This is a genomic window from Candidatus Aalborgicola defluviihabitans, from assembly GCF_016705985.1.
In the GTDB taxonomy this organism is placed as follows: Bacteria; Pseudomonadota; Gammaproteobacteria; order Burkholderiales; family Burkholderiaceae_C; genus Allorhodoferax; species Allorhodoferax defluviihabitans.
Window position 1 is genome coordinate 16,546 of the sequence record NZ_JADJKN010000014.1, and the last position, 23,592, is coordinate 40,137.

Here is a 23,592-nt window from a genome sequence, read left to right on the forward strand (position 1 = left end):
AGGCCATTTGACGACGTGCGGTGCGGCCTTATGAGCTATACCTGATCTTTAGCAAAGAGCCTGTCATGTTTGATGGTGCGACAGACAACAAGTGGGGGGGATTGTAACGAAGGGCAACGTCGCATCGAAGCTCGAAACACTTGGGTTTACCCCTAGTAAATTAGCTACATCAGTGGAAACATCGGGAAGTAAGCGTAGCTAATACTCGGCGTTTTCTACGACGGACAAAGCTCAGCGGTTGGTCTCTGGCGGGGGTGAAACTGCAGCCGCATTACGGGCCTTCAATTGGCGCATTTTTTCGGCTATGCGGATTTCCAGCCCACGTTCCACGGGCTGATAAAAGTCTGGCGCAGCCATTCCATCCGGCCAATAACGCTCACCAGCGGCAAAGCCACCTTCCTCGTCATGCGCATAGCGGTAGCCTTTGCCGAAATCCAGCGACTGCATCAGCTTGGTGGGTGCATTGCGCAGGTGCATGGGTACCGGGCGCGTGCCATCTTTCTTGACCAGCGCCCGTGCGGCATTGAATGCACGGTAGACGGCATTGGATTTGGCTGCCACCGCGAGGTAGACCACACACTGGGCCAGGGCCAGTTCGCCTTCGGGGCTGCCCAGGCGTTCATAGACCTCGGCAGCATCAAGCGCCAGGCGCAGCGCCCTGGGGTCAGCCAGGCCAATGTCCTCATTGGCCATGCGAATCAGGCGCCGAGTCATGTAACGCGGGTCGGCACCGCCATCGAGCATGCGCACCAACCAATAGAGCGCAGCATCCGGGTCTGAGCCGCGTACCGACTTGTGCAACGCACTGATGGAATCGTAGAACTGGTCACCACCCTTGTCATAGCGGCGCATGCGTTCACCCAGAACCTGCACCAGCCAGGCATCGGTCACCTGCTCCAGCTGCTCCTGCTGGGCCGCCATGGCCAAGGTTTCCAGGGTGTTCAACAGGCGGCGGGCATCACCGTCGGCATAGGCGACCAGACGGTCAATCGCTATTGATTCAATAGCGGGCAATACAGATTCCGCGAGGGCTACCGCCACAATTTTCTTCAAATCATTTTCTGCCAGAGGCTGCAGCACATAAACGACTGCCCGCGACAGAAGTGCCGAGTTCACCTCAAACGACGGGTTCTCGGTGGTGGCCCCGATGAAGGTGAACAGCCCACTTTCCACATGCGACAGAAAAGCATCCTGCTGGCTCTTGTTGAAACGGTGCACCTCGTCCACGAACAAAATCGTGCGGCGTCCCTGCCCCAACGCGACCTGCGCTTGCTCAACGGCATCGCGAATGTCCTTGACGCCGCCCAGCACTGCACTGATGGCGATGAACTGGGCATCAAACGCGTTGGCCATCAGCCGCGCAATGGTGGTCTTGCCTACCCCCGGTGGCCCCCACAGGATGCAGCTGTGTGGGCGCCCGGACTCGAACGCCAGGCGCAGAGCCATACCCTCGCCCAGCAGGTGTTGCTGGCCGATCACGTCCGCAAGGCGCTGCGGGCGCAGGCGTTCCGCCAGGGGCTGGTGGGCAGGGGCGATGTCGGGTTTCATGGCAATTCTGAGAACAGGTCTTGCCCAGTTTAATCGGGGCTGCCCCGGGGGTTGGTTTTCACCGGAGAAACAAAAGAAAAAAGCCATCAGTCTTGCGACTGATGGCTTTTCAATGTTGGCGGAGTGGACGGGACTCGAACCCGCGACCCCCGGCGTGACAGGCCGGTATTCTAACCAACTGAACTACCACTCCAGTTAGCGGTAACGTTTGCTCTTTCGAGCCAAGTCGCCTGCCCTTGCGGACTGGCTGTTACCAACTTGCGCTTCGATCATCTTGCGATGAATCTTGGCGACCCCACGGGGATTCGAACCCCGGTACTCACCGTGAAAGGGTGATGTCCTAGGCCTCTAGACGATGGGGTCAAAACCTTGGAACTAATCCGTTCTCGAAAACTTTGGTGGAGGTAAGCGGGATCGAACCGCTGACCTCTTGCATGCCATGCAAGCGCTCTCCCAGCTGAGCTATACCCCCTATTACTTCGCAGTAATCCGAGAACTCCGTTTTACCGGTATTCTCAATTTCCGAGCCTCAAATTATAACCTTAAAAATTAGGCCACGCCAAGTCTTGCAATGACTTTTTCTCTTCCGCAAATTTCCAGCACCGAATCCAATGAGGGTGTCTGTGCCGCGCCCATCACCAGCACACGCACGGGCATGGCCAATTGCGGCATCTTCAGGCTATGGATGGCCAGCACTTCCTTGATGGCCGCTGAGATCGACGCCTTGTCCCAGGCACACGCGCTGAGCTTTTCTTTCAGTGTTGCAACGGCCGGACGCACAGCTTCGGTCACATGCTGGGCCAACTCGGTCGCATCCGGCGTCACATCGCCATAGAACTTGGCGGCCCATTGGGCCAATACCACCGTGGTGTCGCAACGGTCCTTCAGCAGTGCACACAGTTGTGGCAGATGGTTTTCCACCACATCCGGTTGCAACGTGATACCCAATTTGACCAACTGTTGCGCCACCAGCGCTGCCAGACGTTGGTTGTCGGCCTGTTTGATGTACTGCGCATTCACCCACAGCAGTTTGACCGGGTCCCATTGCGCGGGGCTTTTGTTGAGGTGCGAGCCATCAAACCAGTCCACCAGTTGTTCACGGGTGAAGAGTTCGTCATCGCCATGGCTCCAACCCAGACGCGCCAGGTAGTTGAGCATGGCCTCGGGCAGGTAGCCACCCTCTTCGTACGCGGTCACGCTCACGGCACCCCGGCGCTTGGACAACTTTTGCCCGTCATCCCCCAGAATCACAGGGCAGTGCCCAAACTGCGGCAGGGGCGCGCCCAAGGCGTTGAACATATTGATCTGCCAGGGCGTATTGTTGATGTGCTCGTCACCGCGAAACACGTGGCTGATGGTCATGTCCCAATCGTCCACCACCACCGCAAAGTTGTAGGTGGGAATGCCATCGGTGCGGGCAATGATCAGGTCATCAATCTCGCGATTGCTGATGGTGATAGGGCCTTTGACCAGATCGTTCCAAGTCACGTCGCCATCCGGCGGATTGCAAAAACGCACCACCGGCTTCACCCCTTCTGGCACCGGCGGCAAAGTCTTGCCCGGCGCGGGCCGCCAGCGGCCGTCGTACAAAGTCTTTTCGCCACGCGCCTTTTTGGCTTCGCGCACGGCGTCAAGTTCTTCTGGCGTGCTGTAGCAGTAGTAGGCTTTGCCTTCTGCAATCAACTGGTCCAGCACCTGTTTGTAACGTTCCAGGCGCTGCATTTGGTAAATGGGGCCTTCGTCGTACTCCAGGCCCAACCAGTGCATGGATTCCAAAATCTGGTCCACCGAATCCTGCGTGGAACGCGCCACGTCGGTGTCTTCCACTCGCAGCACAAAATCGCCTCCATAGTGGCGGGCATAGGCCCACGAATACAAAGCGGTGCGGGCCGTGCCCAAGTGCAAAAAGCCGGTGGGTGAAGGAGCGATGCGGGTGCGAATTTTTTGTGTCATTGCAGGGGATCCAGGCCAAGCGCAAGGTCGGCCCTCAAGTCTTCAATATGTTCCAGGCCTACTGCCAAGCGAATCAAACCTTGACCAATGCAGGCGGCCTGACGTTGGTCTTCGGTAAGGCGTCCGTGCGAGGTACTGGCGGGATGGCTGATGGTCGTTTTGACATCGCCAAGGTTGGTGGTTATGGAGCAAACCCGCACGGCATCAATGGCAGCAAAGGCGTTGCGGCGCAGCGCCTCGGGTGAATCGCCATGCACATCAAACGACACCACCGCCGCACCCTGACCCTTGCCACTGGCCGATTGCTGGCGCATAGCCAGCGCATGTTGCGGGTGGCTGGCAAGGCCGGGGTAGTACACCCGTTTTACAGCGGGATGGCCTTCCAGCCAAGTGGCCAAGGCCAGCGAGCGTTCGCTTTGGGCTTGCATGCGAATGCCCAGCGTTTCCATGCCCTTGAGCACCACCCAGGCGTTGAAAGGCGAAAGCACCATACCGGCCGTGCGGGTGATGGGCAAAAACACGTCGTCCACGTACTTGCGATCGCAGCAGATGGCACCGGCCATCACGCGACCCTGTCCGTCCAGGTATTTGGTACCGCTGTGAATGATGAAGTCCGCACCAAAACGCTTGGGCTGTTGCAGAGCTGGGCTGCAAAAGCAGTTGTCCACTGCCAGCAACGCGCCGGCGTTGTGGGCCACATCGGCCAGTGCCTGGATGTCACAAATATCGGTCAACGGATTGGTGGGCGTCTCGGCAAACAGCAGTTTGGTGTTGGGCTGGATGGCCGCTTGCCAAGCCGCTACATCGGTCTGCGAGACAAAGCTGGTAGTGATGCCCCACTTGGAAAACTCACCCGCAAACAGACGGATGGTGGAGCCAAAGACCGACTGCGAGCACACCACATGGTCGCCATTTTTAAGCAGCCCCATGCCCAGTAACAAAATAGCCGCCATGCCGGTGGAGGTGGCAATCGCCGCCTCGGTGCCTTCCAGGGCAGCCAGGCGCAGTTCCAAGCTGGAAACCGTGGGGTTGCCCACCCGGGTGTAGGTGTAGCCGTCTTCTTCCATGGCGAAGCGGCGCGCAGCCGTGGCGGCATCGGGCTGTATGAAGCTGCTGGTCAGGAACAGCGCTTCGGAGTGTTCCCCGTATTGGCTTTTTTCGCTGGCAATTCGCACCGCCAGTGTGTCGGGGTGCAGCCCTTCGGGCAAGGTCTTGTTATGGGGCATGGCTGCTCTCAGTCCTCAGGATTGGGCAGTGCCAGACGCGAGGTGTCGTCCTGGTTTTCTTCGCCACCCACGCGGTTGGCGTTGAGGCGGTTGATGTCTTCTGCGGTGATGTCACCAGTGACATAAACGCCATCAAAACAAGACGCATCAAAGCCGGTGATCTTGGGGTTGAGTGAGCCAATGGCCCTCTTCATGCCGTCCACGTCCTGGTAAATCAGCGCATCACAGCCGATGATGGCGCGAATTTCGTCCACAGTGCGGTCGTGTGCCACAAGTTCACTGCTGGTGGGCATGTCGATGCCATACACATTGGGGTAACGCACTGGCGGCGCAGCGCTGGCCAGATACACCTTGCGGGCACCGGCGTCACGCGCCATCTGCACAATTTCTTTGGATGTGGTGCCGCGCACAATGGAGTCGTCCACCAGCAGCACATTGCGGCCCTTGAATTCGCTGGCAATGGCGTTGAGCTTTTGGCGCACGGACTTCTTGCGTACCGATTGTCCGGGCATGATGAAGGTGCGCCCCACATAGCGGTTTTTCACAAAGCCTTCACGGTATGGAAGGCCCAACAGTTGCGCCAGTTGTGCGGCGCTGGGGCGGCTGGATTCGGGAATGGGAATAACCACGTCAATCTCATTGGGTGGCACGGTGGAAATCACGCGCTTGGCCAGCGACTCGCCCAGGTTCAAACGCGCTTGGTAGACCGATATGTTGTCCATCACCGAATCAGGTCGCGCCAGGTACACAAATTCAAAAATGCAGGGGTTGAGTTGGGGATTGTCAGCGCACTGCTCGGCGTAGACCTTGCCTTGCAAATCAATAAACACTGCCTCGCCGGGATTCACATTGCGTTCAAACTGATAGCCAATGCCTTCCAGCGCGACCGACTCGCTAGCCAATACGGTGCTGCCCTCGTGCGTGCCCATGCACAAGGGGCGAATGCCAAACGGGTCGCGAAACGCCAACACGCCATGACCGGCAATCAGGGCAATCACCGCGTACGAGCCCTTGACGCGCTTGTGCACATTGCGCACGGCGGCAAACAGATCGGCCGGTTGCAGGGGCAACCCGCGGGTAGTTTTTTCAATTTCGTGCGCCAACACGTTGAGCAAAACCTCGGAGTCGCTTTCGGTGTTGATGTGGCGGTGGTCGGTCTGAAACAGTTCGTGTTTGAGCGCGTGCGCGTTGGTCAGGTTGCCGTTGTGCACCAACACAATGCCAAAGGGTGCGTTCACGTAAAAGGGCTGCGCCTCTTCTTCGCTAAAGGCGTTGCCCGCTGTGGGGTAGCGCACCTGGCCCAGGCCACAATTGCCGGGTAGCGAACGCATATTGCGCGTGCGAAACACATCACGCACCATGCCCTTGGCCTTGTGCATGAAGAACTTACGCTCTTGCTGGGTCACGATACCGGCTGCATCTTGGCCACGGTGCTGCAACAGCAACAACGCGTCATAGATCAGTTGGTTAACGGGTGTGCTACTGACAACACCAACGATTCCACACATAGTTTGTTCTCACTTAAGGAAGGTATTTTCCAAATTCTTGCGGCAACACGGGCTTGAGGCCCTGCAAAGACACCGTGGCAATACCGGCCCCGGTGGACTCTTGCCACCACGGCCCTTTGGCCATGGGCGTCATGCCGACCACCACGGCCAGCACCAGCAGGATGACCACGCCACGCACCAGGCCAAATACGGCCCCCAATACACGGTCCACCGGCCGCAGCCCCACGGCTGCCACCAGCTTGCTGATCAAGAAGGCCACCAGGCCACCCGCAAACAGGCTCAACACAAACACCAGCACAAACCCGGCGCCGTAGCGCACGACCTCAGTCGCACTATCCAAAGGCAGCCACTGTGCCGCAACCGGTGCAAACCACTGCGCCAGCACAAAGGCCGCAATCCAGTTCACCACTGACAGCAATTCGTAGACCAGACCACGCCACAGACCGGCCAACAGCGAAATGCAAAGCACGGCGACAAAGATCCAGTCCAGCATGGGCATGGCGACGCCGCGCTTTTACAGTTCGAGAATGCCAGCGGGCAGGTCCAGCTTGCGAATTTTTTCAGCCGCTTTGTCGGCTTCGGCCTTGGTTTGGAAGGGCCCCACACGCACCCGAATACGCTTGCCTTCTTTGGGCTGCACCACCTGGGTGTAGGTCTTGAGCCCAGCTTTTTCCAGCTTGACACGGGCCTCTTGTGCCTTGACCGCATCCGCAAAGGCGCCAATCTGCACGACAAAGCGGCCGGTGGTAGCCGCCGGTTTGTCGGCTTCCCTGCCTTCCAGCAAGGCACGCGCCTTGGCGCCATCGTCTGTACGGGGAGTGGGCTTTTCTACAAGCTTGTCGGCTGGCTTGTCAACGGGTTTTGGCGCTGGCTTCTCAGCCGGCTTGCTGGCTTGCACTTTGGGCACCGGCTTGGCGGGCGCTGAGGGCACAGACATTGAACCGGTAGACGCCCGGGACGGTGCGACAACGGGTGATGGTGCGGGTGATGGTGCGGACGCAACTGCAGCGGGCGCGGTGACCGGCTTGCCGGCATCGGATTCCACCACCACATCGCTGGCGGGTTTGGCCGGCACGGTGGTGGTCAGGGGTGTGACCGCATTTTTGTCCGGAATTTCAATGGGGATATCGACAGCAATGGGACGCGGCTGGCTGTCAAACAACAAGGGGAAACCAATGACACCCAGCAGCACCAGTACCGAAGCACCAATCAATCGGTGCCGGGCGCGCGTGCGCATGGCCTCTACGCTTTGCGGCGCGGCAGCGGGGGTGGGATGATCGTCACCACCTTTGCGAAACTTGAAAAAAGCCATGTATGTGATCGGTCAGGAGTTCAGATGTTTGGCAAACAACCGTGGCACGCCCTGTGCGAGTACGCCACCCACGGTATAGAACGATCCAAAGACAACGATTCTATCAGTGGGGTCTGCGGCATCGATGGCAGCCTGCAGTGCTTGCATCGGGTTGGCAAAGGCCGCGCCACTGGTGTCCTTTCGGGTGTTTTGGGCTTGCCACTGTTCCAGCAGGTCAACGCCCCGGGCCGCGCGCGGGGTGGGCAAATCGGTGAAATACCAGCGGTCCAGCATCGGGCTGACTTTGGCCAGCATGGGGGCCAAATCCTTGTCGGCCATGGCACCAAACACGGCGTGGGTGGTGGGGAAGAAGCCCATCGCGTCCAGATTGGCAGCCAGTGCGGCGACCGAATGCGGGTTGTGCGCCACGTCCAAAACCAAGGTGGGTTGGCCCGGAATGATCTGAAAGCGGCCCGGCAGCTCCACAAACGCGAAGCCGTTGCGCACCGCCTGTGCCGTGATGGGCAGCCGCTCGCGCAAGGCGGTGAGTGCGGCCAGCACGCCCCCAGCGTTAACCAACTGATTGGCGCCACGCAGTGCCGGATAGGCCAGACCACTGTACCGACGCCCGCGCCCGGCCCAGCCCCACTGCTGCGGGTCGCCCGCTACATTGAAGTCGCGCCCCACCTTCCACAAATCGGCGCCCACTTCCAGGGCATAGTCCAGCACGCTTTGCGGCGGCACGGGGTCGCTGACGATGGCCGGGCGTCCCGTGCGCATGATGCCAGCCTTCTCGCGGCCAATGCTTTCGCGGTCAGACCCCAATAGTTCCATGTGGTCCAGGTCAATACTGGTGATGATGGCGCAATCCGTATCAATGATGTTGGTGGAATCCAGCCGGCCACCCAGCCCCACCTCCAGAATCACCACATCCAGCCCGCTGCGCATCATCACGTCAAAAATGGCCAGCATCGAGAACTCGAAGTAGCTGAGTGAAACCACTTGGTCATTCAGGGTTCTAGCCCTCTCCACTGCGGCAAAGCCCGCTACCAAATCAGTAGCGTTTACGGACTCACCCAACAAGCGCAGGCGCTCCTCGAAATGAACCAAATGGGGTGAGGTGAAAAGGCCCGTGCGGTAACCCGCCTGGCCCAAGATGCTCTCCAGCATGGCGCAGGTGGAACCTTTGCCGTTGGTGCCCGCCACGGTGATGACCGGGCAATCGAAACGAATGGCCATGCGCTGGGCCACAGTGCGCACGCGCTCCAGGCCCATGTCGATAGCGGTGGGGTGCAGGCGCTCGCAATGCGCCAGCCAGTCGGCCAAGGTGATTGGTGTTTCCATACGGGTGCTGATTGTCGCCGACCTCACGGGATCAGGCAGGCCGCTTGGGTGCTCTACTGCGCTCGTGTCCCCTTCCCCCCGGCCTATGGCCTGCCTGATCTGCTACCAATTTGACCTTGCCGTCCAAAAAACCACGGGCAGGGTGGCCAGAGTGAGTAGGAGGAGGCCGCAGGGACACTGCTGCCGGTGCCCACCCCTCTGCGGGTTCAAGGTGAGTTCAAAATCGTCCAGCGCTTCTCACCGTGATTCACTATGAATTTGATAGTGGACTACGTATATTCCACGAGGGCTGGATGCCAATTTGATTGCTACTGGGTGCCAACGGACCTTGACGCCCAAGCCGCCAGCTGGCTCAACATTTGCTGCACCAACAGGTTGGCCGCCAAGGCGCCACCGTAGGGGTCATCGCTGGCGGCGGCCTGATCCAGATCAAACTCCCGCGCAGCCAGCACCTGGCGCGACGCCGTGTTGATGAGCAGCGCCCGCAGGGTCAGGCGAACGCGGCTGGGCGATTGTGAAAAGTCCTGCTGCAAACGCAGCAACTCGGTTTCCAGCCGCAGTTCACCCGCGGCCGTAGTGGGGGTCATTACCACGGCGCGAAAGGCGTTGCTGCGTTGCAGCGCTTGCACAATCTGTGGCGTGAGCATGCGCGCTGGGGTGTCCACCCACTGGTGGCTTGCGAAATATTCCATCTCATGCGGCCGGCGCAGGTAGGCCATCTGGGGCGTGTCGTAGCCTGCTGCAGCACGCGGTACATCCACGGTCAATGTGAGGCCTGGCGCCTTGGCGGGCGTGGCGCCCGTAGCCATCGGCGGTAGCTCCGGTGTGCTGGCGTCCAGGGCAAATAGGACGGGCTGCGTGGCTGGCTTGGGCAGCAAACCCGATGCACAACCGCTGACCAGGCCAACCGTGGCCAGCGCCCAGCCCAGGGCACTGAGCCAGCGAGCGACCCGGCGAGGAATTGATGGGGTTTTTAAATCAGTAGTCATGGTTGTGGGCTTTCTCCGGGTCCGGCCGGGCGTGTGGGGCCACCAAGCAGGAGGCTGCTGGGGGTGCGCTTGGTCTGTTCAGTCAGCTGGCGCAAAGAACTGGAGAGTTGGTTGAGCTCGGCGACCAGGCGGCTCAACTCGGGCAGTGTTTCGCTGCGGATTTGCTGGAGGCCACCCGTGGCGGCATCGGCTGTAGTGCCCCATTGTTTACCGACCTGGTCAACGGTTTGTGCCGTGTTTTCCAACGCCACTGAGGCTGCCGTGATGCGTTTCAACAGCGGATCGAGCTGAGCGCTGGCCTGTGCGGTCAGGTGCGCGGTGCGTGCGGCATCTGCCACACCGGCTCGGATGGCCTCCTTCTGTTGCGCCAGCACCGTGGTCAGGCTGGCCGTATCCGACAAGATGGTTTTCAAGGCCAGGCGGTTGTCGGCATCAAACACGGCGCTTAAATTGCCGGACATTTGATCAAGCCCGGCCAACACGGTGCCCAATACGTTTTCCAGCCGCGTGCTCAGCGAGGGCTTGGATGGAATGAGTGGGACGGGCTCTTCGCGCGTGGGCAGCAGCGCAGGCGAACCCGGACTACCGCCGCTGAGCTCCACATAAACAATACCGGTAAGTCCCTGTGCCTTCAATACCGCTTCGCTGTCCTGCTTGACCGGTGTGCCCCGTTCGATGAGAAAGCCCAGCATGACCTGGCGGGAATTTTGTGGGTCAATCGATATAGAGCGCACTTTGCCAACATCCACGCCAAGGTACTTCACGGGCGCATCGACATTCAACCCGGCCACCGACTCAGCCAGCACCGAGCGGTATGAAAAATAGCTCTTCTGGCCGCCCATGCCCGCTGCCAGCCACAACACGCCAGCAATCAGCGCGGCGCCAAGCACCAGCACAAAGGCGCCAACAATGGCGGGGTTTAACTTGTCTTCCATGGGGACTCCGTTGGATGATTGCGGCGTTGCCGGGCGTCAACAAAATAGGCTTGCACGGTGGCGTGGGGGTTTTTGGACAACTCGTCCATGGAGCCAATGGCCAGCACCCGACCTTCACCCAACACGGCAACCCGGTCACTGACATGCCACAGCACATCCAGGTCATGGGTCACCACAACGATGGTTGGGGCGAACAGATCACGCGTCTGCAGGATCAGCTCGCAAATGCCGGTCGCACTGGCGGGGTCCAGGCCCGACGTCGGTTCGTCCAGCAGCAGCAACTCGGGGTCCAGCGCCAGGGCACGTGCCAGCGCAGCGCGCTTGAGCATGCCGCCGCTCAAGGCGTCGGGGTACTTGTGCGCTGCTTCTGCGGGTAGTCCCGTCAGCGCGAGCTTCCAGGCGGCAATGCCATCGATCCGAGCTGCGTCCAGCACGTCGAGTTCGCGCAGGGGCAATCCCACATTTTCCGACACGGTCAACGCACTGAATAGCCCGCCTTTCTGGAACATCACACCCCAGCGCCTGCGCAGCGCAAGGCCTTCTTCGGCGGTCAATGCCGCAGCGTCCTGGTCGAACAGACGCACCGTACCCGCTGTGGGCCGCTGCAGCAGGATCATCTCGCGCAGCAGCACCGATTTACCCGAACCGCTGCCACCGGCAATGGCCAGAATCTCGCCCTTTCGCACGCACAGGTCCAGATCCTTGTGAACCACTTGACTGCCGAACTGGGTCGTGATGCCCTGCATCTCGACCACCGCGGTTGCGTCACCGGAGTCAACCATGTCAGAGGTCCAACACATTGAAGGCCACGGAGAACACGGCGTCAACCACGATCACCAGGAAGATGGCCTGCACCACACTCAGCGTGGTCTGGCGCCCGACGCTGTCGGCGCTGCCGTGGGTGCGAAACCCCTGGAAGCATCCAATCACAGCGATCACCACGGCAAACACCAGCGATTTACCCAGTCCCACCAGCAACGCACTGCCACGCATTTCGCGGCTGAAGCGGTCAAGGAACTCATGCGACCCAATGTCAAGCTGCGTACTGGCCATGACCATGCCACCCAACACACCCGTGATATCGGCAAACACGGTCAACAAAGGCAAGGCGATGGCCAACGCCAGTATGCGGGGTAGCACCAGCAGCTCGCCGGGGTCAATACCCAGGGTGCGCAGAGCATCAATCTCTTCCGTGACGACCATGGTGCCGATCTGCGCCGCGTAAGACGAACCTGAGCGGCCGGCAATGATGATGGCCGTCATCAGCGGCGCAAATTCGCGCAACATGGCGTAGCCAACCAGGTCCACCACAAAAATATTGGCACCGTAATGGCGCAGTTGATCGGCACCCTGGTAGGCCACGACCACACCGAGCAGGAACGACATGAGCCCTACGATGGGCAGCGCGTCAAACCCCCCGATTTGCACATGGTGCAGCACCGTGCGCCAGCGCAGACGGCGCGGATCGGCCAGTACGCGGCCAGCAACCATGGCGGTTTGCCCCAGGAAAACCAGTAGCTCCAACGCCTGCGCAGCTCCCGTCATGGCTCTACGCCCCAGAGTGGCCAGGCGACCTTGTTTCTGCACAACTGGTAGCTTGCTGGTGTCGTGTTGGGCCGCTGCGGTCATCAAGTTTCGCCAACGGGGTTGCCAGTGCTGCAGGTCGGCCGTCGCTTCGTGGCGTTTGAGCCAAGCCAGCAGTATCCAGGCACCGGCACTGTCGAAGCGGTCCATACCACTACCGTCCAAGACCTGGACCCCGCCAGCACACTCCAGCGACTGAAGTTGCTTCTGCATCGGCCCCAGCCCGCTGGCAGTCCAGGCCCCGGTGAGGGCCCAGGCCCCGTCGGGCGTACCGCGCAAGCCGGCGTCTGCCGGTGGCGCAATCGGTTTCTTCTCGGTGGGTGCAGGGTCAGACATCCGAACCATTTTGGAAAGGCCGGGATGCGCGGTCTGTTCGCTAACGCGCAGTACCACATTGCGTTCAGCGGTACAAAGGACTAATGACGCGCCGACTAACCAAACCCCTTCTTGTGTTGCTTTTGGCACCGGGGATCGTGGGCTTGCTGGTCGTGTTGGGCATTGCCCTGTTTGGATGGAACTGGGCGCGTGCGCCAATACAACAGGGCACCCTGGCGCAGACCGGGCGCGCGCTGGTAATCGCCGGCGACCTCAAGCTGCACCTGGACTGGCCGTTTGTGCGCGTCGAATCCGAGCAGGTTTCCTTTGCCAATCCGCCATGGGCGGCCCAGCCGAAGATGCTGGTTGCGGATGCGGTCGAATTTTCGGTGGACCTGCGGGCGTTGTGGAACCAAGACATTGTCTTGCAGGATGTGCGCCTGAAGCGCCCCATCGTCATGCTGGAGACCGCGAGCGATGGCCGCAAGTCGTGGTTGCTGGACAAACTGCAGCGTGATGAGACAACCCAGATTGCAATAGCGCGGCTCACGCTGGACCACGGGCAATTGGAATTGGATGACAGCCAGCACGATACGCACATCCACCTGAGCGTGGACACCAAAGACACCAGCACAGGCTCGGTTGCTTTCAAGGCCGACGGCAAGTTCCAGGGCTTGCCATTGGTGGCCACCGGCACCAGTGCGTCGGTTTTGGCGCTGCGCGACGAACAGGTGCCATTCCCGCTGACGGTTGATGCCAAGGTAGGCCCAACCGCATTGCAGGCACACGGCACACTCACCGGACTGTTCGCGCTAACCGGTTTGGATATGCAAATTGCGCTGCGCGGCGGCAGCCTGGCGCAGTTGTTTCCACTGTTGGGCTTGGGGCTGCCAGAGACTCACGCCTATGCCATGATCGGCAGGCTGGTGCACGACGCCACCACGTGGCGGTTCGAGCAGTTCTCCGGAACGGTAGGGCACAGTGATGTAGCCGGTACGTTAGAGGCACAACGGGTCAACGAGCGTCCCATGTTGCGCGGCAATGTAACCTCTCAGGTCATGGATCTGGGCGATCTGGCACCCGTTATTGGCGCTGGCCCATCCACGCCCCACGAGGGACCGCGCCAGGTACTGCCTGACAATGCGTTAAAAGCCGATCGCTGGAAAAGCTTCAACGCGGACGTGACCTTCAACGCGGTTCGCATCGAGCGAGCCAAGGCGCTGCCACTGGACCAATTGAAGGTGCGCATCCGGTTGCAGGATGCGGTGCTCACGCTCGACCCCCTGGACTTTGTCGCAGCCGGTGGACACCTGCAGGGCGTCATCGTGCTGGATGCGCGGCAACCCTTGATCAGGGCCAGCGCCACGGTTCAGGTCAAGAAGCTCTTGCTCGGCGCATTATTTCCCACCCTGGATTTGACAAAGACCAGCGTCGGAGAACTCAATGGCGAAGTCCGGTTGAAGGGCCAGGGCAACTCGGTCAAGCACATGCTGGCCAGCTCCGACGGTGCCGTGCATCTGGAAATGGGCCAGGGAAAAATCAGCCGCTTGCTGATGGAACAGGCGGGGCTGCACCTGCTGGAAATACTGAAGTTGCGCATCGCTGGCGACAAGAATATTGTGTTGCGCTGCGCTTTGGCAGACTTCCGCGTTCAACAAGGAATCATGCAAACCCAACAACTATTACTGGATACCGACGTCAGCACCGTGGTGGGCAGTGGCTCCGTTAACCTGGCTTTAGAGACCCTGGACCTGACGTTGGTGCCGCACACCCGCACCACCAGTCTGGTCGCGCTGCGCAGCCCCATCTACATCCGGGGAACTTTTGATGCACCCAAGGTCACGCTGGATACGGCCAGCATCCTGGCGCGCAGCGCGGGTGCGGTTGCCTTGGGCCTGCTCAATCCCGTGTTGGCACTGATTCCCCTGGTGGAGAAAGGGCCGGGGCGCGACCAGGGATGTGCACAAGCCTCCGGCGGAGGCAACCATGACTGAGGGGTCACGGCGATCACCGGTGGTGCTAGGCACCTTGCTTGCAGGAACCGCGCTGGCCACCATCGTGGCCGTAGCACGCTCTGGCCACCACAAACAACCGGCAGTACCAGCCACCGACCACATCCATTTTTCCGATGCAGTGGAAGATCTGCGGGCGCTAATAGCCTTGCTGGCATTGCTCAGCGAAGCAACGAAAGGCAAGACAAACCACACGGAACGCAGTTCCTTGCGTACTCCGCCTATCATGGTTGTGCCGCCCATCGTCGCGGCCCGCACACCCCTGAGTTGGATGCAGCAACAGTGGCAAATGATCAAGGCCGCCGCCAACGCCTGGTCGGACGACTATGCACCCAGCATGGGTGCCGCGCTGTCGTACTACACCCTGTTTTCGCTCGCACCCCTGCTCATCATCGTGATCGCGATAGCCGGCCTGGTATTCGGCCAGGATGCCGCGCAAGGGGCCATCGTGGCTCAGCTGGGCGGCATTTTGGGACACGAAGGCGCGGTGGCGGTGGAAGGCCTGCTCAAGACGGCGCGTGAGCCTGTGGGTGGCGTGCTGGCTACGCTGGTCGGCATCGCGTTGCTGGTGGTCGGTGCCACGGCAGTATTTGCCGAGTTGCAAAGCGCACTGGACCGTATCTGGCGTATTCCAGCACCGGTCATCCAAGGCTCCAGCATTTGGCGCTTGCTGCGCACCCGCTTGCTATCGTTCGGGCTGGTCTTTGGGCTAGGCTTCCTGTTGATCGTATCGCTGGTGGTGAGTACGGCACTGGCAGTAGTCGGCCAGTGGTACGCAGGGTGGTTCGCTGGCTGGGCAATGTTGCTACAGGTCGTGAATTTTTGGGTGTCGGTTGGGATATTCACGCTGCTGTTTGCCATGATCTTCAAAATCATGCCACGCGCCAGGATTCCGTGGCGCGATGTTTGGACCGGTGCGGGCGTCACCGCCTTTCTCTTTGCCATCGGCAAAGTTGTAATCAGCCAGTACCTCAGCCACAGCAGCCTCGCCTCCGGGTTTGGCGCGGCGGGCTCGCTGGTGATGCTGATCGCCTGGGTGTATTACTCAGCGCAGATTTTTTTGTTCGGTGCGGAGTACACCTGGATCTACGCCAATCAACATGGGTCGCGTGTGCGCAAGAAGCCAGCACCAGCGCCAGGATGGCCCGCTGCTTGAGCGCCTGGCTTTATTATGTGTCCGTTCATCTGTTCGATACCGAACGGTTGTCAACCCTAATTTGAATAAATATTGCTGCATGATGGACAACACCAACGTATCAGACGAGGCTACCAGTCCGGTCCCCACACTGATCCCCATGCCCGTGGACATTCGCAGCCTGGCACTTTCGGTTTTGGCAGTTATTGCCACTGTATTTGCAATGGCCTGGACCAAGGCTATCGTGGTGCCACTGCTGATGGGTCTGATGGTCAGCTACGCGTTGACACCGGTTGTCAATCGACTGGCACGCTGGCATGTCCCGCGCGTTGTTGGCGCCGCTCTGGTCATGGGTGCCATCGTTTTTGCGTTCGCTTGGGGTGGGTGGTCGCTACGGGATGAAGCGGTTTCCTTTGTTGACTCCCTTCCGTCGCTCTCGCACAATCTGCGCCAGAAGTTGAAGTTCCCTCGCTCCACTCCCGTTGACACCATTGCCAAGGTCCAACAGGCGGCGACAGAAATTTCGAAGGCCGCACAAGAAAGCGTTGCACCTGGGGTGCCGACACAGCGAGTGACGGCGGAACACCCTGCCGTGAACATACAGGGTTATCTGTGGAGCGGAACCATGGGCCTGATTGCGTTGCTCGGCCAGACCGCCATAGTCATGCTGGTTGCGTTTTTTCTGCTTGCATCCGGCAACAACTTTCGACGCAAGATGGTCAAGCTGGCAGGGCCAAAACTAAGCAAAAAACGGATCACCATCAAAGCCCTGGACGAAGTGACCGAACAGATTCAGCGCTACCTGCTGGTTCAAATCGCAACCAGCGCTGTGCTTGGGTTCTTGACCTGGATGGTCTTTCTCTGGTTTGGCATGCACAGCGCTGGAGTGTGGGGCGTGGTGGCAGGCATCACCAACCTGATCCCCTATTTTGGCGCTGCAATCATTGCGGTGGGTTCTACCGCAATGGGGCTGGTGCAATTCGATACAGTCAGCCAAGCGCTGATGGTGGGCTTCAGTACACTGGCCATCCATTCCGTTATTGGAAATTTGGTCGCACCATGGCTGACGGGGCGCGCCAGCCGAACCAACCCATTGAGTGTTTTTATCGCGGTGCTGGTTTTTGGGTGGCTTTGGGGGCCGGCAGGCTTGATTCTGGGTGTTCCCATCCTGATTGTGGTCAAGGCGGTGTGCGACCGTGTCGATGAACTCAAACCCATTGGCGACTTCTTGGGTCCTGGTGGGCGAGATACATGACCCAAGGGCGCGCCACGCCCGATCCAGGGTTGCACTTGCTACGGATTGAACGGTTGTCCAGTCGGTTTGGCTCCCTACAATGCCGGTCATGATCACCCTCTATGGCATTCCAAACTGTGACACCGTCAAAAAGGCCCGAAGCTGGCTCACCGAGCACGGCGTGGACTACCAATTTCACGACTTCAAAAAACAGGGCGTGCCTGCGGCGCAGCTAGACAACTGGCTGGCAACCGCGGGCTGGGAAACCGTCATCAACCGCAAAGGCACGGCCTGGCGCGGGCTGGACGAAGCTACCAAGGCTTCGGTAGTCGACGCAGCCAGCGCGCGCACCGTGGCGCTGAGCACGCCCAGTGTCGTCAAGCGCCCGGTCGTGGAGTGGGCAGATGGCAAGGTTAGCGTGGGTTTCACGCCCGAGGCCTTTGCGCAACGCCTACCCTAAAATAGGGGGTTACCCTCACTCCAAACCCCGACATGACCACGACCCAAATTGACAACGTTTCCGTCACCACCGCCGCCAATGTGTACTTCGACGGCAAATGCGTGAGCCACGGCATCACCTTTGCCGATGGCACCAAGAAATCCGTGGGCGTGATCTTGCCGTCCACCCTGACCTTCAACACCGGCGCGCCCGAGATCATGGAATGCGTGGCCGGTAGCTGCGACTACAAGCTGGCCGGCACCGATGCATGGATCACATCCGGCGCGGGGCAAACATTCAGCGTGCCCGGCAACACCCAATTCGAGATCCGCGTGACCGAGGGCTTTGACGCCTACCACTACGTCTGCCATTTCGGCTAAGTCGATTATTTAATTGCTATTTCTTTTGTAGCTGCCTACGTATATTTTACGAGGGATAGAGGCCTAAAACATGTCTAATACTATTCTGCAAAACATCCCCGCCGGCCAAAAGGTCGGCATCGCTTTCTCCGGCGGCCTGGACACCAGCGCCGCGCTCTTGTGGATGAAGCAAAAGGGCGCCCTGCCCTACGCCTACACCGCCAACCTGGGCCAGCCCGACGAGGCCGACTACGACGAGATCCCGCGCAAGGCCATGGAATACGGCGCCATCAAGGCCCGCCTGGTGGACTGCCGCCCGCAGCTGGCCGCTGAAGGCATTGCCGCGCTGCAAAGCGGTGCCTTCCACATCACCACCGCCGGCCAGACCTACTTCAACACCACGCCGCTGGGCCGCGCTGTCACCGGCACCATGCTGGTGTCGGCCATGCAGCAGGACGATGTGAACATCTGGGGTGACGGCTCCACCTTCAAGGGCAATGACATCGAGCGCTTCTACCGCTACGGCCTGTTGGTCAACCCTGCGCTGAAAATCTACAAACCCTGGCTGGACCAGCAGTTCATTGACGAGCTGGGTGGCCGCTCCGAAATGTCAGCCTTCATGACCGCCAACGGTTTTGGCTACAAGATGAGCGCCGAGAAGGCCTACAGCACCGACAGCAACATGCTGGGCGCCACGCACGAAGCCAAAGACCTGGAGTTTTTGAACAGCGGCATCAAGATCGTGAACCCCATCATGGGCGTGCCGTTCTGGAAAGACGACTGCGTGGTCAAGGCCGAAGAAGTGAGCGTGACCTTTGAAGAAGGCCGCCCTGTCGCGCTGAACGGCAAGCGCTTCGATGACCTGAGCCTGATTCTGGAAGCCAACCGCATCGGTGGCCGCCACGGCCTGGGCATGAGCGACCAGATCGAAAACCGCATCATCGAAGCCAAGAGCCGCGGCATCTACGAAGCCCCCGGCCTGGCGCTGCTGTTCATCGCCTACGAGCGCCTGGTCACCGGCATCCACAACGAAGACACCATCGAGCAATACCGCGACAACGGCCGCAAGCTCGGCCGCCTGCTGTACCAAGGCCGCTGGTTCGACAGCCAGGCCATCATGCTGCGCGAAACCGCACAGCGCTGGGTTGCCAAAGCCGTGACCGGCACCGTGACGATGGAACTGCGCCGGGGGAATGATTACTCGTTGCTGAACACCGAATCGCCTAACCTGACCTACCACCCTGAACGCCTTTGAGCATGGAGAAGGTGGAAGACGCGCCGTTCAGGCCGCCGGACCGCATTGGGCAATTGACTATGCGGAATCTGGACATTATGGATACGCGGGGCCAAGCTGCAGGTTTATTCCAACGCCGGGCTGCTGGAGTTGGGCAAGGGGGATGACTTTTTGAAGTTAGGGAAGTAGGCCCGCACACTGCCAGCCCACCGCCCGCGTCAGTGGGCGCGTTTGCGAAGCCCCGACAGGCCGTAATCGGCCTGGTTCCGTTTGAGGTAGTCATCGGCAATCGGCACCAAGGCCGACGGCGTGATATCCAGCGCCTGCAACCCCGGAACCTGGCCGCTGGCCACGTTGTCCACCTGCATGGAGTCGAGGTTGTCGCGGCTCATCAACGGTTCACCCAACGACAGTTCCATCAGGCCAGCCTGGATACGCCCCAACCAGTTGGGCAGGGGAATGATGGGGCGGCCCCTTCCCTCATTGACGCCACTCAGTTCTGCCGCAAGCCGCACCAGCTCGGCCAGGGTGTAAACCTGTGGGCCACAGGCTTCCAGAATACGGGGCACATTTTGGCGGTGCATTACATCACCATCCCGCTCCAGCAGGCGCACCACGGCGGTAGCCACGTCTTGCACCCATACCGGTTGAAAGCGGGCATGGGCGCAGGCCAATGGCATGACCGGAAACAGCGCCTGCAACCGGGCGAAGGTGTTGAGAAAGCGGTCTTCGGCACCAAAGATCACACTGGGGCGCAGCACGCTCACGTGCAACGCGCTAGCAGCGTCGCCTGGGTGCAGCAAAGCGGCCTCTCCGCGCCCTTTGCTGCGCAGGTATTCGGACGGCGCGGTACCTGGGCGCTGGTCATTCGCGCCCAGCGCGCTGACATGCACCACGCGGTTAACCCCGGCCGCATGACAAGCCTTGACCAGTTTTTGCGGCAGCACTACATGGGCCTTGTCAAACGCGGCGGCATTGCCGTGCAGGATGGCGACCAAATTGACCACGGCGTCGTGCCCGGCAACGGCCTGGGTCAGGGCGTGCGGGTCATGCACATCCATCTGCAACACGGTCAAGCCCGGCAGCAGCTGAACCCGTTGCGCATTGGATAGACGCCGGGTTGGCACCGTCACGCTCCAGCCTTGTTGCACCAGCTTTTCACAGACATGGGAACCGACAAAACCGGTACCACCCAGAACCAGAATATTTTTCATGGTGTCCACTGTAGCGCGTTGTGCAGCGCTGTGGACTACAGCACCACCGGCTCAGGCTCCAGCAGAATGCCAAATCGCTCGTACACACTGGTCTGAATGGCCTTGGCCAGGGTCATGACCTCACCGCCAGTGGCGCCCAACCCATTGGTGCCCGCACCGCGATTCACCAGCACCAGCGCTTGTTTTTCATAGACACCGGCCTGGCCTACGGTTTTGCCTTTCCAGCCGCAAGAATCTATCAACCACCCCGCGGCCAGTTTGATGCGACCGTCGTCCAGGTGGTAATGCACCACCTTGGGGTCGCGCGCAATGATGTCGGCACACTGCTCCGGGGTCACGGTGGGGTTTTTGAAGAAGCTGCCCGCATTGCCCACCACGGCCGGGTCAGGCAACTTGGCGCGGCGGATGGCACAGACCCAGTCAAACAGCTGCTGCGGGGTGGGTTGGGTGCACTGGTGTTCGGCCATTTTCTTGTCGATGTCGGCATAGCCCAGCACGGGCTTCCAGGGCTTGGGCAGCGCAAAGCGCACACGAAGAATCAGCACACGGTCCTTCAACCCCAGGGTCTGTTGACCACCACTGGTCACGGTACCGCCATGCTTGAACACGGAGTCACGGTAGCCAAAAGCGCACTGTGCGGCGTTTAACGTAAAAACCTGACCGGTCTGCAGGTCTATCGCGTCCAGTGATTCAAACCGGTCCTGCAACTCCACGCCATAGGCCCCGATGTTCTGCACGGGCGAGGCTCCCACCGTGCCGGGTATCAATGCCAAGTTTTCCAGACCCGGCCAGCCCTGCTGCAGGGTCCAAGCCACAAAGTCGTGCCAGACCTCGCCGGCGCCCGCTTCCACGATGTAAGCCTTGTCGGTTTCATCCACCAGGCGCCGCCCCGCAATATCGACCTTGAGCACCAGCGGTTTCACATCACCCGTCAGCACCACATTGCTGCCACCACCCAGCACAAATTTGGGTTCATTCGTCCATTCGGGGTCGGCCAGCAGGGCCCGCACATCGGCCTCACTGGTGATACGGGCCAGCGCATGGGCCCTGGCCACGATGTGGAAGGTGTTAAAGGGCTGGAGCGGGACGTTTTTCTCGACTAACATGGAAGGATTGTCGCACTGGGGAAACACACAACATGCCTTCTTTTGATACCGTTTGCGAAGCCGATCTCGTCAAAGTCAAGAACGGGGTCGAAAATTCTGCCAAAGAAATTGCCACCCGCTTTGATTTCAAGGGCACATCGGCCAGCATTGCCCTCAAGGACAAAGAAATCACCTTGATTGGCGACGCCGAATTCCAGCTCGACCAGATTCAGGATGTGCTACGCAACAAACTGACCAAGCAAGAGGTGGACGTGCGCTTTCTGGATGTGGGCGACACGCAGAAGATGGGTGGCGACAAAGTCAAGGTTGTCATCAAGGTGCGCAACGGTATCGAGGTTGAAGTCTCCAAAAAAATCCAGCGCCTGATCAAGGACAGCAAACTCAAAGTGCAAGCCGCCATTCAGGGCGATGCCGTGCGTGTAACTGGCACCAAGCGCGACGAACTGCAAGCCGCCATGGCATTGATCCGCAAAGACGTGGCCGATTTACCCCTGAGCTTTAACAACTTTCGCGACTGACCATGCAACAACGCGCCCTGCTCGCCCTGTGCGTAGTCTGTTGTCTGGCCCCCGTGGCCCAGGCACAGACCGTGGGTCTTTCGGGCATGCTGGGCGGCAAGGCGTTGATCATTGTCGATGGCGCAACACCCAAGACCGTGGCGGCAGGCGACTCCTACAAGGGCGTGAAGATTGTTTCCACACAGGGTGACCAGGCCGTGGTGGAGATCAGTGGCAAGCAGCACACTTTGCGGGTGGGCGATGCACCGGCCAGTGTGGGTGCCGGCTCCGGTGTTGGGGACAGTGGTAACCGCATCGTGCTGACAGCCGGCAGCGGTGGACATTTCTTTACGCTGGGCCAGATCAATGGCAAATCAGTCCAAATGGTGGTGGACACCGGGGCCACGGCGGTTTCACTGAGCGTGCAGGACGCCCAGCGATTGGGCATTGCCTATCAATCCGGGCAGCCCATGCGCGTGAGCACCGCCAACGGCGTCGTTCCGGCATGGGTCATCAAGCTCAGCTCGGTACGGGTCGGTGATGTGTCAGTGCATGGTGTTGATGCTGTCGTATCGGCCGGCTCCATGCCCTATGTACTGTTGGGCAACACCTTCCTGACCCATTTCCAGATGACGCGGGCCAACGACCAAATGGTGCTGGAAAAGCGCTACTAAAACGAGAATCGCTGTGACCATCCAGAGTGAATTCGAATATGAAGACTTGCTGTCCCTGTGGTCGGATTTGGAGTCCGGCCTGGGCGTGATTTTGACCAACCCGGACAGCACGCAAGAATTCGCCCACCGAGTACTGCAGTACGACCGCTGGATGCAGGGCCTGCTGCAACGCGACCCGGATGTGGCCCTTTACCTGCTGTTTCAGCTGGCAGGCAACTCACCGGTTGGCTACAGCGCCTCTCACTCCCTGGTGTGCGCCGTGCTGTGCCACCTAATGGCCTCCGAGCTGGGCATTTCCAAGCCCGAGCGCGACAGCCTGGTGCATGCGGCCCTGACCATGAACATTGCCATGACCACCTTGCAGGACGCTCTGGCCACCCAGACCGAAAAACCGACCATCGAACAGCAGGACATGATCCGCGCCCACACGGTCAAAGGCAGTTTGATGCTATCCAACCTGGGGGTAATTGACTCCTTGTGGCTGGACATCGTCTCGCGTCACCATGACGACACCATTGATCGGGCCGACCTGCGCCTGGCACCGCCAGCCACCCGATTGACGCGCATTCTCAAGGTGGTAGACCGCTACGCAGCCATGATCAGCCCGCGTAACTCGCGGACAGGCCGAAGCGCCACTGAGTCAGCACGCTCCATTCTGGCCGACAAGTCCGACGAAGTGGGGCACACCCTGGTGCGCGTGGTGGGCCTGTGTCCGCCTGGCACCTATGTCCGCCTGGACAATGACGAGCTGGCCGTTGTGCTGCGGCGAAGCGAGCAGCACAACCACCCCTACGTAGCCATTTTTGGCTCGGCCAACGGGCAACTCAACCCCAACCCACGGCTGCACAACACGGCCGAGCGCAGTCCGCGGATCCGCGCGGCACTGGCAGCTTCATCGGTACGGGCACGCCTTAACCACTTTCACATTCTGCGACTCGGCGCCTACGCAGCACAGCAGACACCGCAATAAATCACTGGCAACTGCGCTGTGGCGG

General features: G+C 60.1%; 21 protein-coding genes, 3 tRNA genes and 1 pseudogene. 9 read left to right on the forward strand and 16 right to left on the reverse strand.

Going from position 1 to position 23,592, the window contains the following annotated elements:
- Window positions 1–231: 231 nt before the first annotated feature.
- From IPI80_RS14270 to IPI80_RS14335, 14 genes are all read right to left on the reverse strand, one after another.
- Window positions 232–1,548, reverse strand: coding sequence for a replication-associated recombination protein A (locus tag IPI80_RS14270; protein ID WP_413861206.1), 1,317 nt, complete (start codon window positions 1,546–1,548; stop codon window positions 232–234).
- Between the two features lie 116 nt (window positions 1,549–1,664).
- Window positions 1,665–1,741 (reverse strand) — tRNA-Asp (locus tag IPI80_RS14275).
- 94 nt (window positions 1,742–1,835) lie between these two features.
- Window positions 1,836–1,911: transfer RNA gene (locus tag IPI80_RS14280), tRNA-Glu, on the reverse strand.
- Between the two features lie 33 nt (window positions 1,912–1,944).
- A tRNA-Ala gene (locus tag IPI80_RS14285) sits at window positions 1,945–2,020 on the reverse strand.
- A 77-nt stretch (window positions 2,021–2,097) separates the two neighbouring features.
- Window positions 2,098–3,501 (reverse strand): glutamate--tRNA ligase, encoded by a 1,404-nt coding sequence (gene gltX, locus IPI80_RS14290; protein WP_413861208.1) that lies wholly within the window; start codon window positions 3,499–3,501, stop codon window positions 2,098–2,100.
- Complete coding sequence (locus tag IPI80_RS14295; protein ID WP_413861210.1) at window positions 3,498–4,727, reverse strand: O-succinylhomoserine sulfhydrylase; 1,230 nt, start codon at window positions 4,725–4,727, stop codon at window positions 3,498–3,500. The genes gltX and IPI80_RS14295 overlap by 4 nt, the downstream gene beginning before the upstream one ends.
- Before the next feature lie 8 nt (window positions 4,728–4,735).
- Window positions 4,736–6,235 (reverse strand): amidophosphoribosyltransferase, encoded by a 1,500-nt coding sequence (purF, locus tag IPI80_RS14300; RefSeq protein WP_413861212.1) that lies wholly within the window; start codon window positions 6,233–6,235, stop codon window positions 4,736–4,738.
- A gap of 13 nt (window positions 6,236–6,248) precedes the next feature.
- Complete coding sequence (locus IPI80_RS14305; protein ID WP_413861214.1) at window positions 6,249–6,728, reverse strand: CvpA family protein; 480 nt, start codon at window positions 6,726–6,728, stop codon at window positions 6,249–6,251.
- A 21-nt stretch (window positions 6,729–6,749) separates the two neighbouring features.
- Window positions 6,750–7,547 carry an SPOR domain-containing protein gene (locus tag IPI80_RS14310; RefSeq protein WP_413861216.1) on the reverse strand — a complete coding sequence of 266 codons (798 nt, stop codon included), beginning with the start codon at window positions 7,545–7,547 and terminating at the stop codon, window positions 6,750–6,752.
- Between the two features lie 12 nt (window positions 7,548–7,559).
- Window positions 7,560–8,870, reverse strand: a complete 1,311-nt coding sequence (gene folC, locus IPI80_RS14315; RefSeq protein ID WP_413861218.1) for a bifunctional tetrahydrofolate synthase/dihydrofolate synthase — start codon at window positions 8,868–8,870, stop codon at window positions 7,560–7,562.
- 308 nt (window positions 8,871–9,178) lie between these two features.
- Window positions 9,179–9,859 carry an ABC-type transport auxiliary lipoprotein family protein gene (locus IPI80_RS14320; RefSeq protein ID WP_413861220.1) on the reverse strand — a complete coding sequence of 227 codons (681 nt, stop codon included), beginning with the start codon at window positions 9,857–9,859 and terminating at the stop codon, window positions 9,179–9,181.
- On the reverse strand, window positions 9,856–10,794 hold the full coding sequence (locus IPI80_RS14325; protein ID WP_413861222.1) for an MlaD family protein: 939 nt from the start codon (window positions 10,792–10,794) through the stop codon (window positions 9,856–9,858). The genes IPI80_RS14320 and IPI80_RS14325 overlap by 4 nt, the downstream gene beginning before the upstream one ends.
- Window positions 10,779–11,576, reverse strand: a complete 798-nt coding sequence (locus IPI80_RS14330) for an ABC transporter ATP-binding protein (RefSeq protein WP_413861224.1) — start codon at window positions 11,574–11,576, stop codon at window positions 10,779–10,781. Before IPI80_RS14330 ends, IPI80_RS14325 begins: the two co-directional genes overlap by 16 nt.
- Before the next feature lies 1 nt (window position 11,577).
- Window positions 11,578–12,714: an MlaE family lipid ABC transporter permease subunit gene (locus tag IPI80_RS14335; RefSeq protein WP_413861226.1), complete on the reverse strand. Its 1,137-nt coding sequence runs from the start codon at window positions 12,712–12,714 to the stop codon at window positions 11,578–11,580.
- Between the two features lie 83 nt (window positions 12,715–12,797).
- Here IPI80_RS14335 and IPI80_RS14340 point away from each other — a divergent pair, with 83 nt between their 5' ends.
- From IPI80_RS14340 to argG, 6 genes and pseudogenes are all read left to right on the forward strand, one after another.
- The gene (locus IPI80_RS14340; RefSeq protein WP_413861228.1) at window positions 12,798–14,687 is read left to right on the forward strand and encodes an AsmA family protein; all 1,890 of its coding nucleotides are present in this window, start codon (window positions 12,798–12,800) and stop codon (window positions 14,685–14,687) included.
- Window positions 14,680–15,861, forward strand: a complete 1,182-nt coding sequence (locus IPI80_RS14345) for a YihY/virulence factor BrkB family protein (RefSeq protein WP_413861230.1) — start codon at window positions 14,680–14,682, stop codon at window positions 15,859–15,861. The genes IPI80_RS14340 and IPI80_RS14345 overlap by 8 nt, the downstream gene beginning before the upstream one ends.
- Window positions 15,862–15,940: 79 nt before the next feature.
- On the forward strand, window positions 15,941–17,095 hold the full coding sequence (locus IPI80_RS14350) for an AI-2E family transporter (RefSeq protein WP_413861232.1): 1,155 nt from the start codon (window positions 15,941–15,943) through the stop codon (window positions 17,093–17,095).
- An 88-nt stretch (window positions 17,096–17,183) separates the two neighbouring features.
- On the forward strand, window positions 17,184–17,534 hold the full coding sequence (locus IPI80_RS14355; protein WP_413861234.1) for an ArsC family reductase: 351 nt from the start codon (window positions 17,184–17,186) through the stop codon (window positions 17,532–17,534).
- 32 nt (window positions 17,535–17,566) lie between these two features.
- On the forward strand, window positions 17,567–17,893 hold the full coding sequence (locus IPI80_RS14360) for a pyrimidine/purine nucleoside phosphorylase (RefSeq protein ID WP_413861236.1): 327 nt from the start codon (window positions 17,567–17,569) through the stop codon (window positions 17,891–17,893).
- A gap of 70 nt (window positions 17,894–17,963) precedes the next feature.
- Window positions 17,964–19,295, forward strand: a pseudogene (gene argG / locus IPI80_RS14365) (argininosuccinate synthase).
- Between the two features lie 29 nt (window positions 19,296–19,324).
- Here argG and IPI80_RS14370 read toward each other — a convergent pair.
- The gene (locus IPI80_RS14370) at window positions 19,325–20,320 is read right to left on the reverse strand and encodes a complex I NDUFA9 subunit family protein (protein ID WP_413861238.1); all 996 of its coding nucleotides are present in this window, start codon (window positions 20,318–20,320) and stop codon (window positions 19,325–19,327) included.
- Window positions 20,321–20,355: 35 nt separating this feature from the next.
- Window positions 20,356–21,426, reverse strand: a complete 1,071-nt coding sequence (murB, locus tag IPI80_RS14375) for a UDP-N-acetylmuramate dehydrogenase (protein WP_413861240.1) — start codon at window positions 21,424–21,426, stop codon at window positions 20,356–20,358.
- 32 nt (window positions 21,427–21,458) lie between these two features.
- On the opposite strand from murB, the gene IPI80_RS14380 reads away from it, so the two are divergent.
- The 3 genes from IPI80_RS14380 to IPI80_RS14390 are packed head-to-tail and all read left to right on the forward strand — an operon-like array spanning window position 21,459 to window position 23,567.
- A complete protein-coding gene (locus tag IPI80_RS14380) occupies window positions 21,459–21,944 on the forward strand; it encodes a YajQ family cyclic di-GMP-binding protein (protein ID WP_413861242.1) in 486 nt (161 codons plus the stop codon).
- Between the two features lie 2 nt (window positions 21,945–21,946).
- On the forward strand, window positions 21,947–22,597 hold the full coding sequence (locus tag IPI80_RS14385; protein WP_413861244.1) for a TIGR02281 family clan AA aspartic protease: 651 nt from the start codon (window positions 21,947–21,949) through the stop codon (window positions 22,595–22,597).
- Window positions 22,598–22,610: 13 nt separating this feature from the next.
- Window positions 22,611–23,567: an HD-GYP domain-containing protein gene (locus IPI80_RS14390; RefSeq protein WP_413861246.1), complete on the forward strand. Its 957-nt coding sequence runs from the start codon at window positions 22,611–22,613 to the stop codon at window positions 23,565–23,567.
- Window positions 23,568–23,592: the final 25 nt, after the last annotated feature.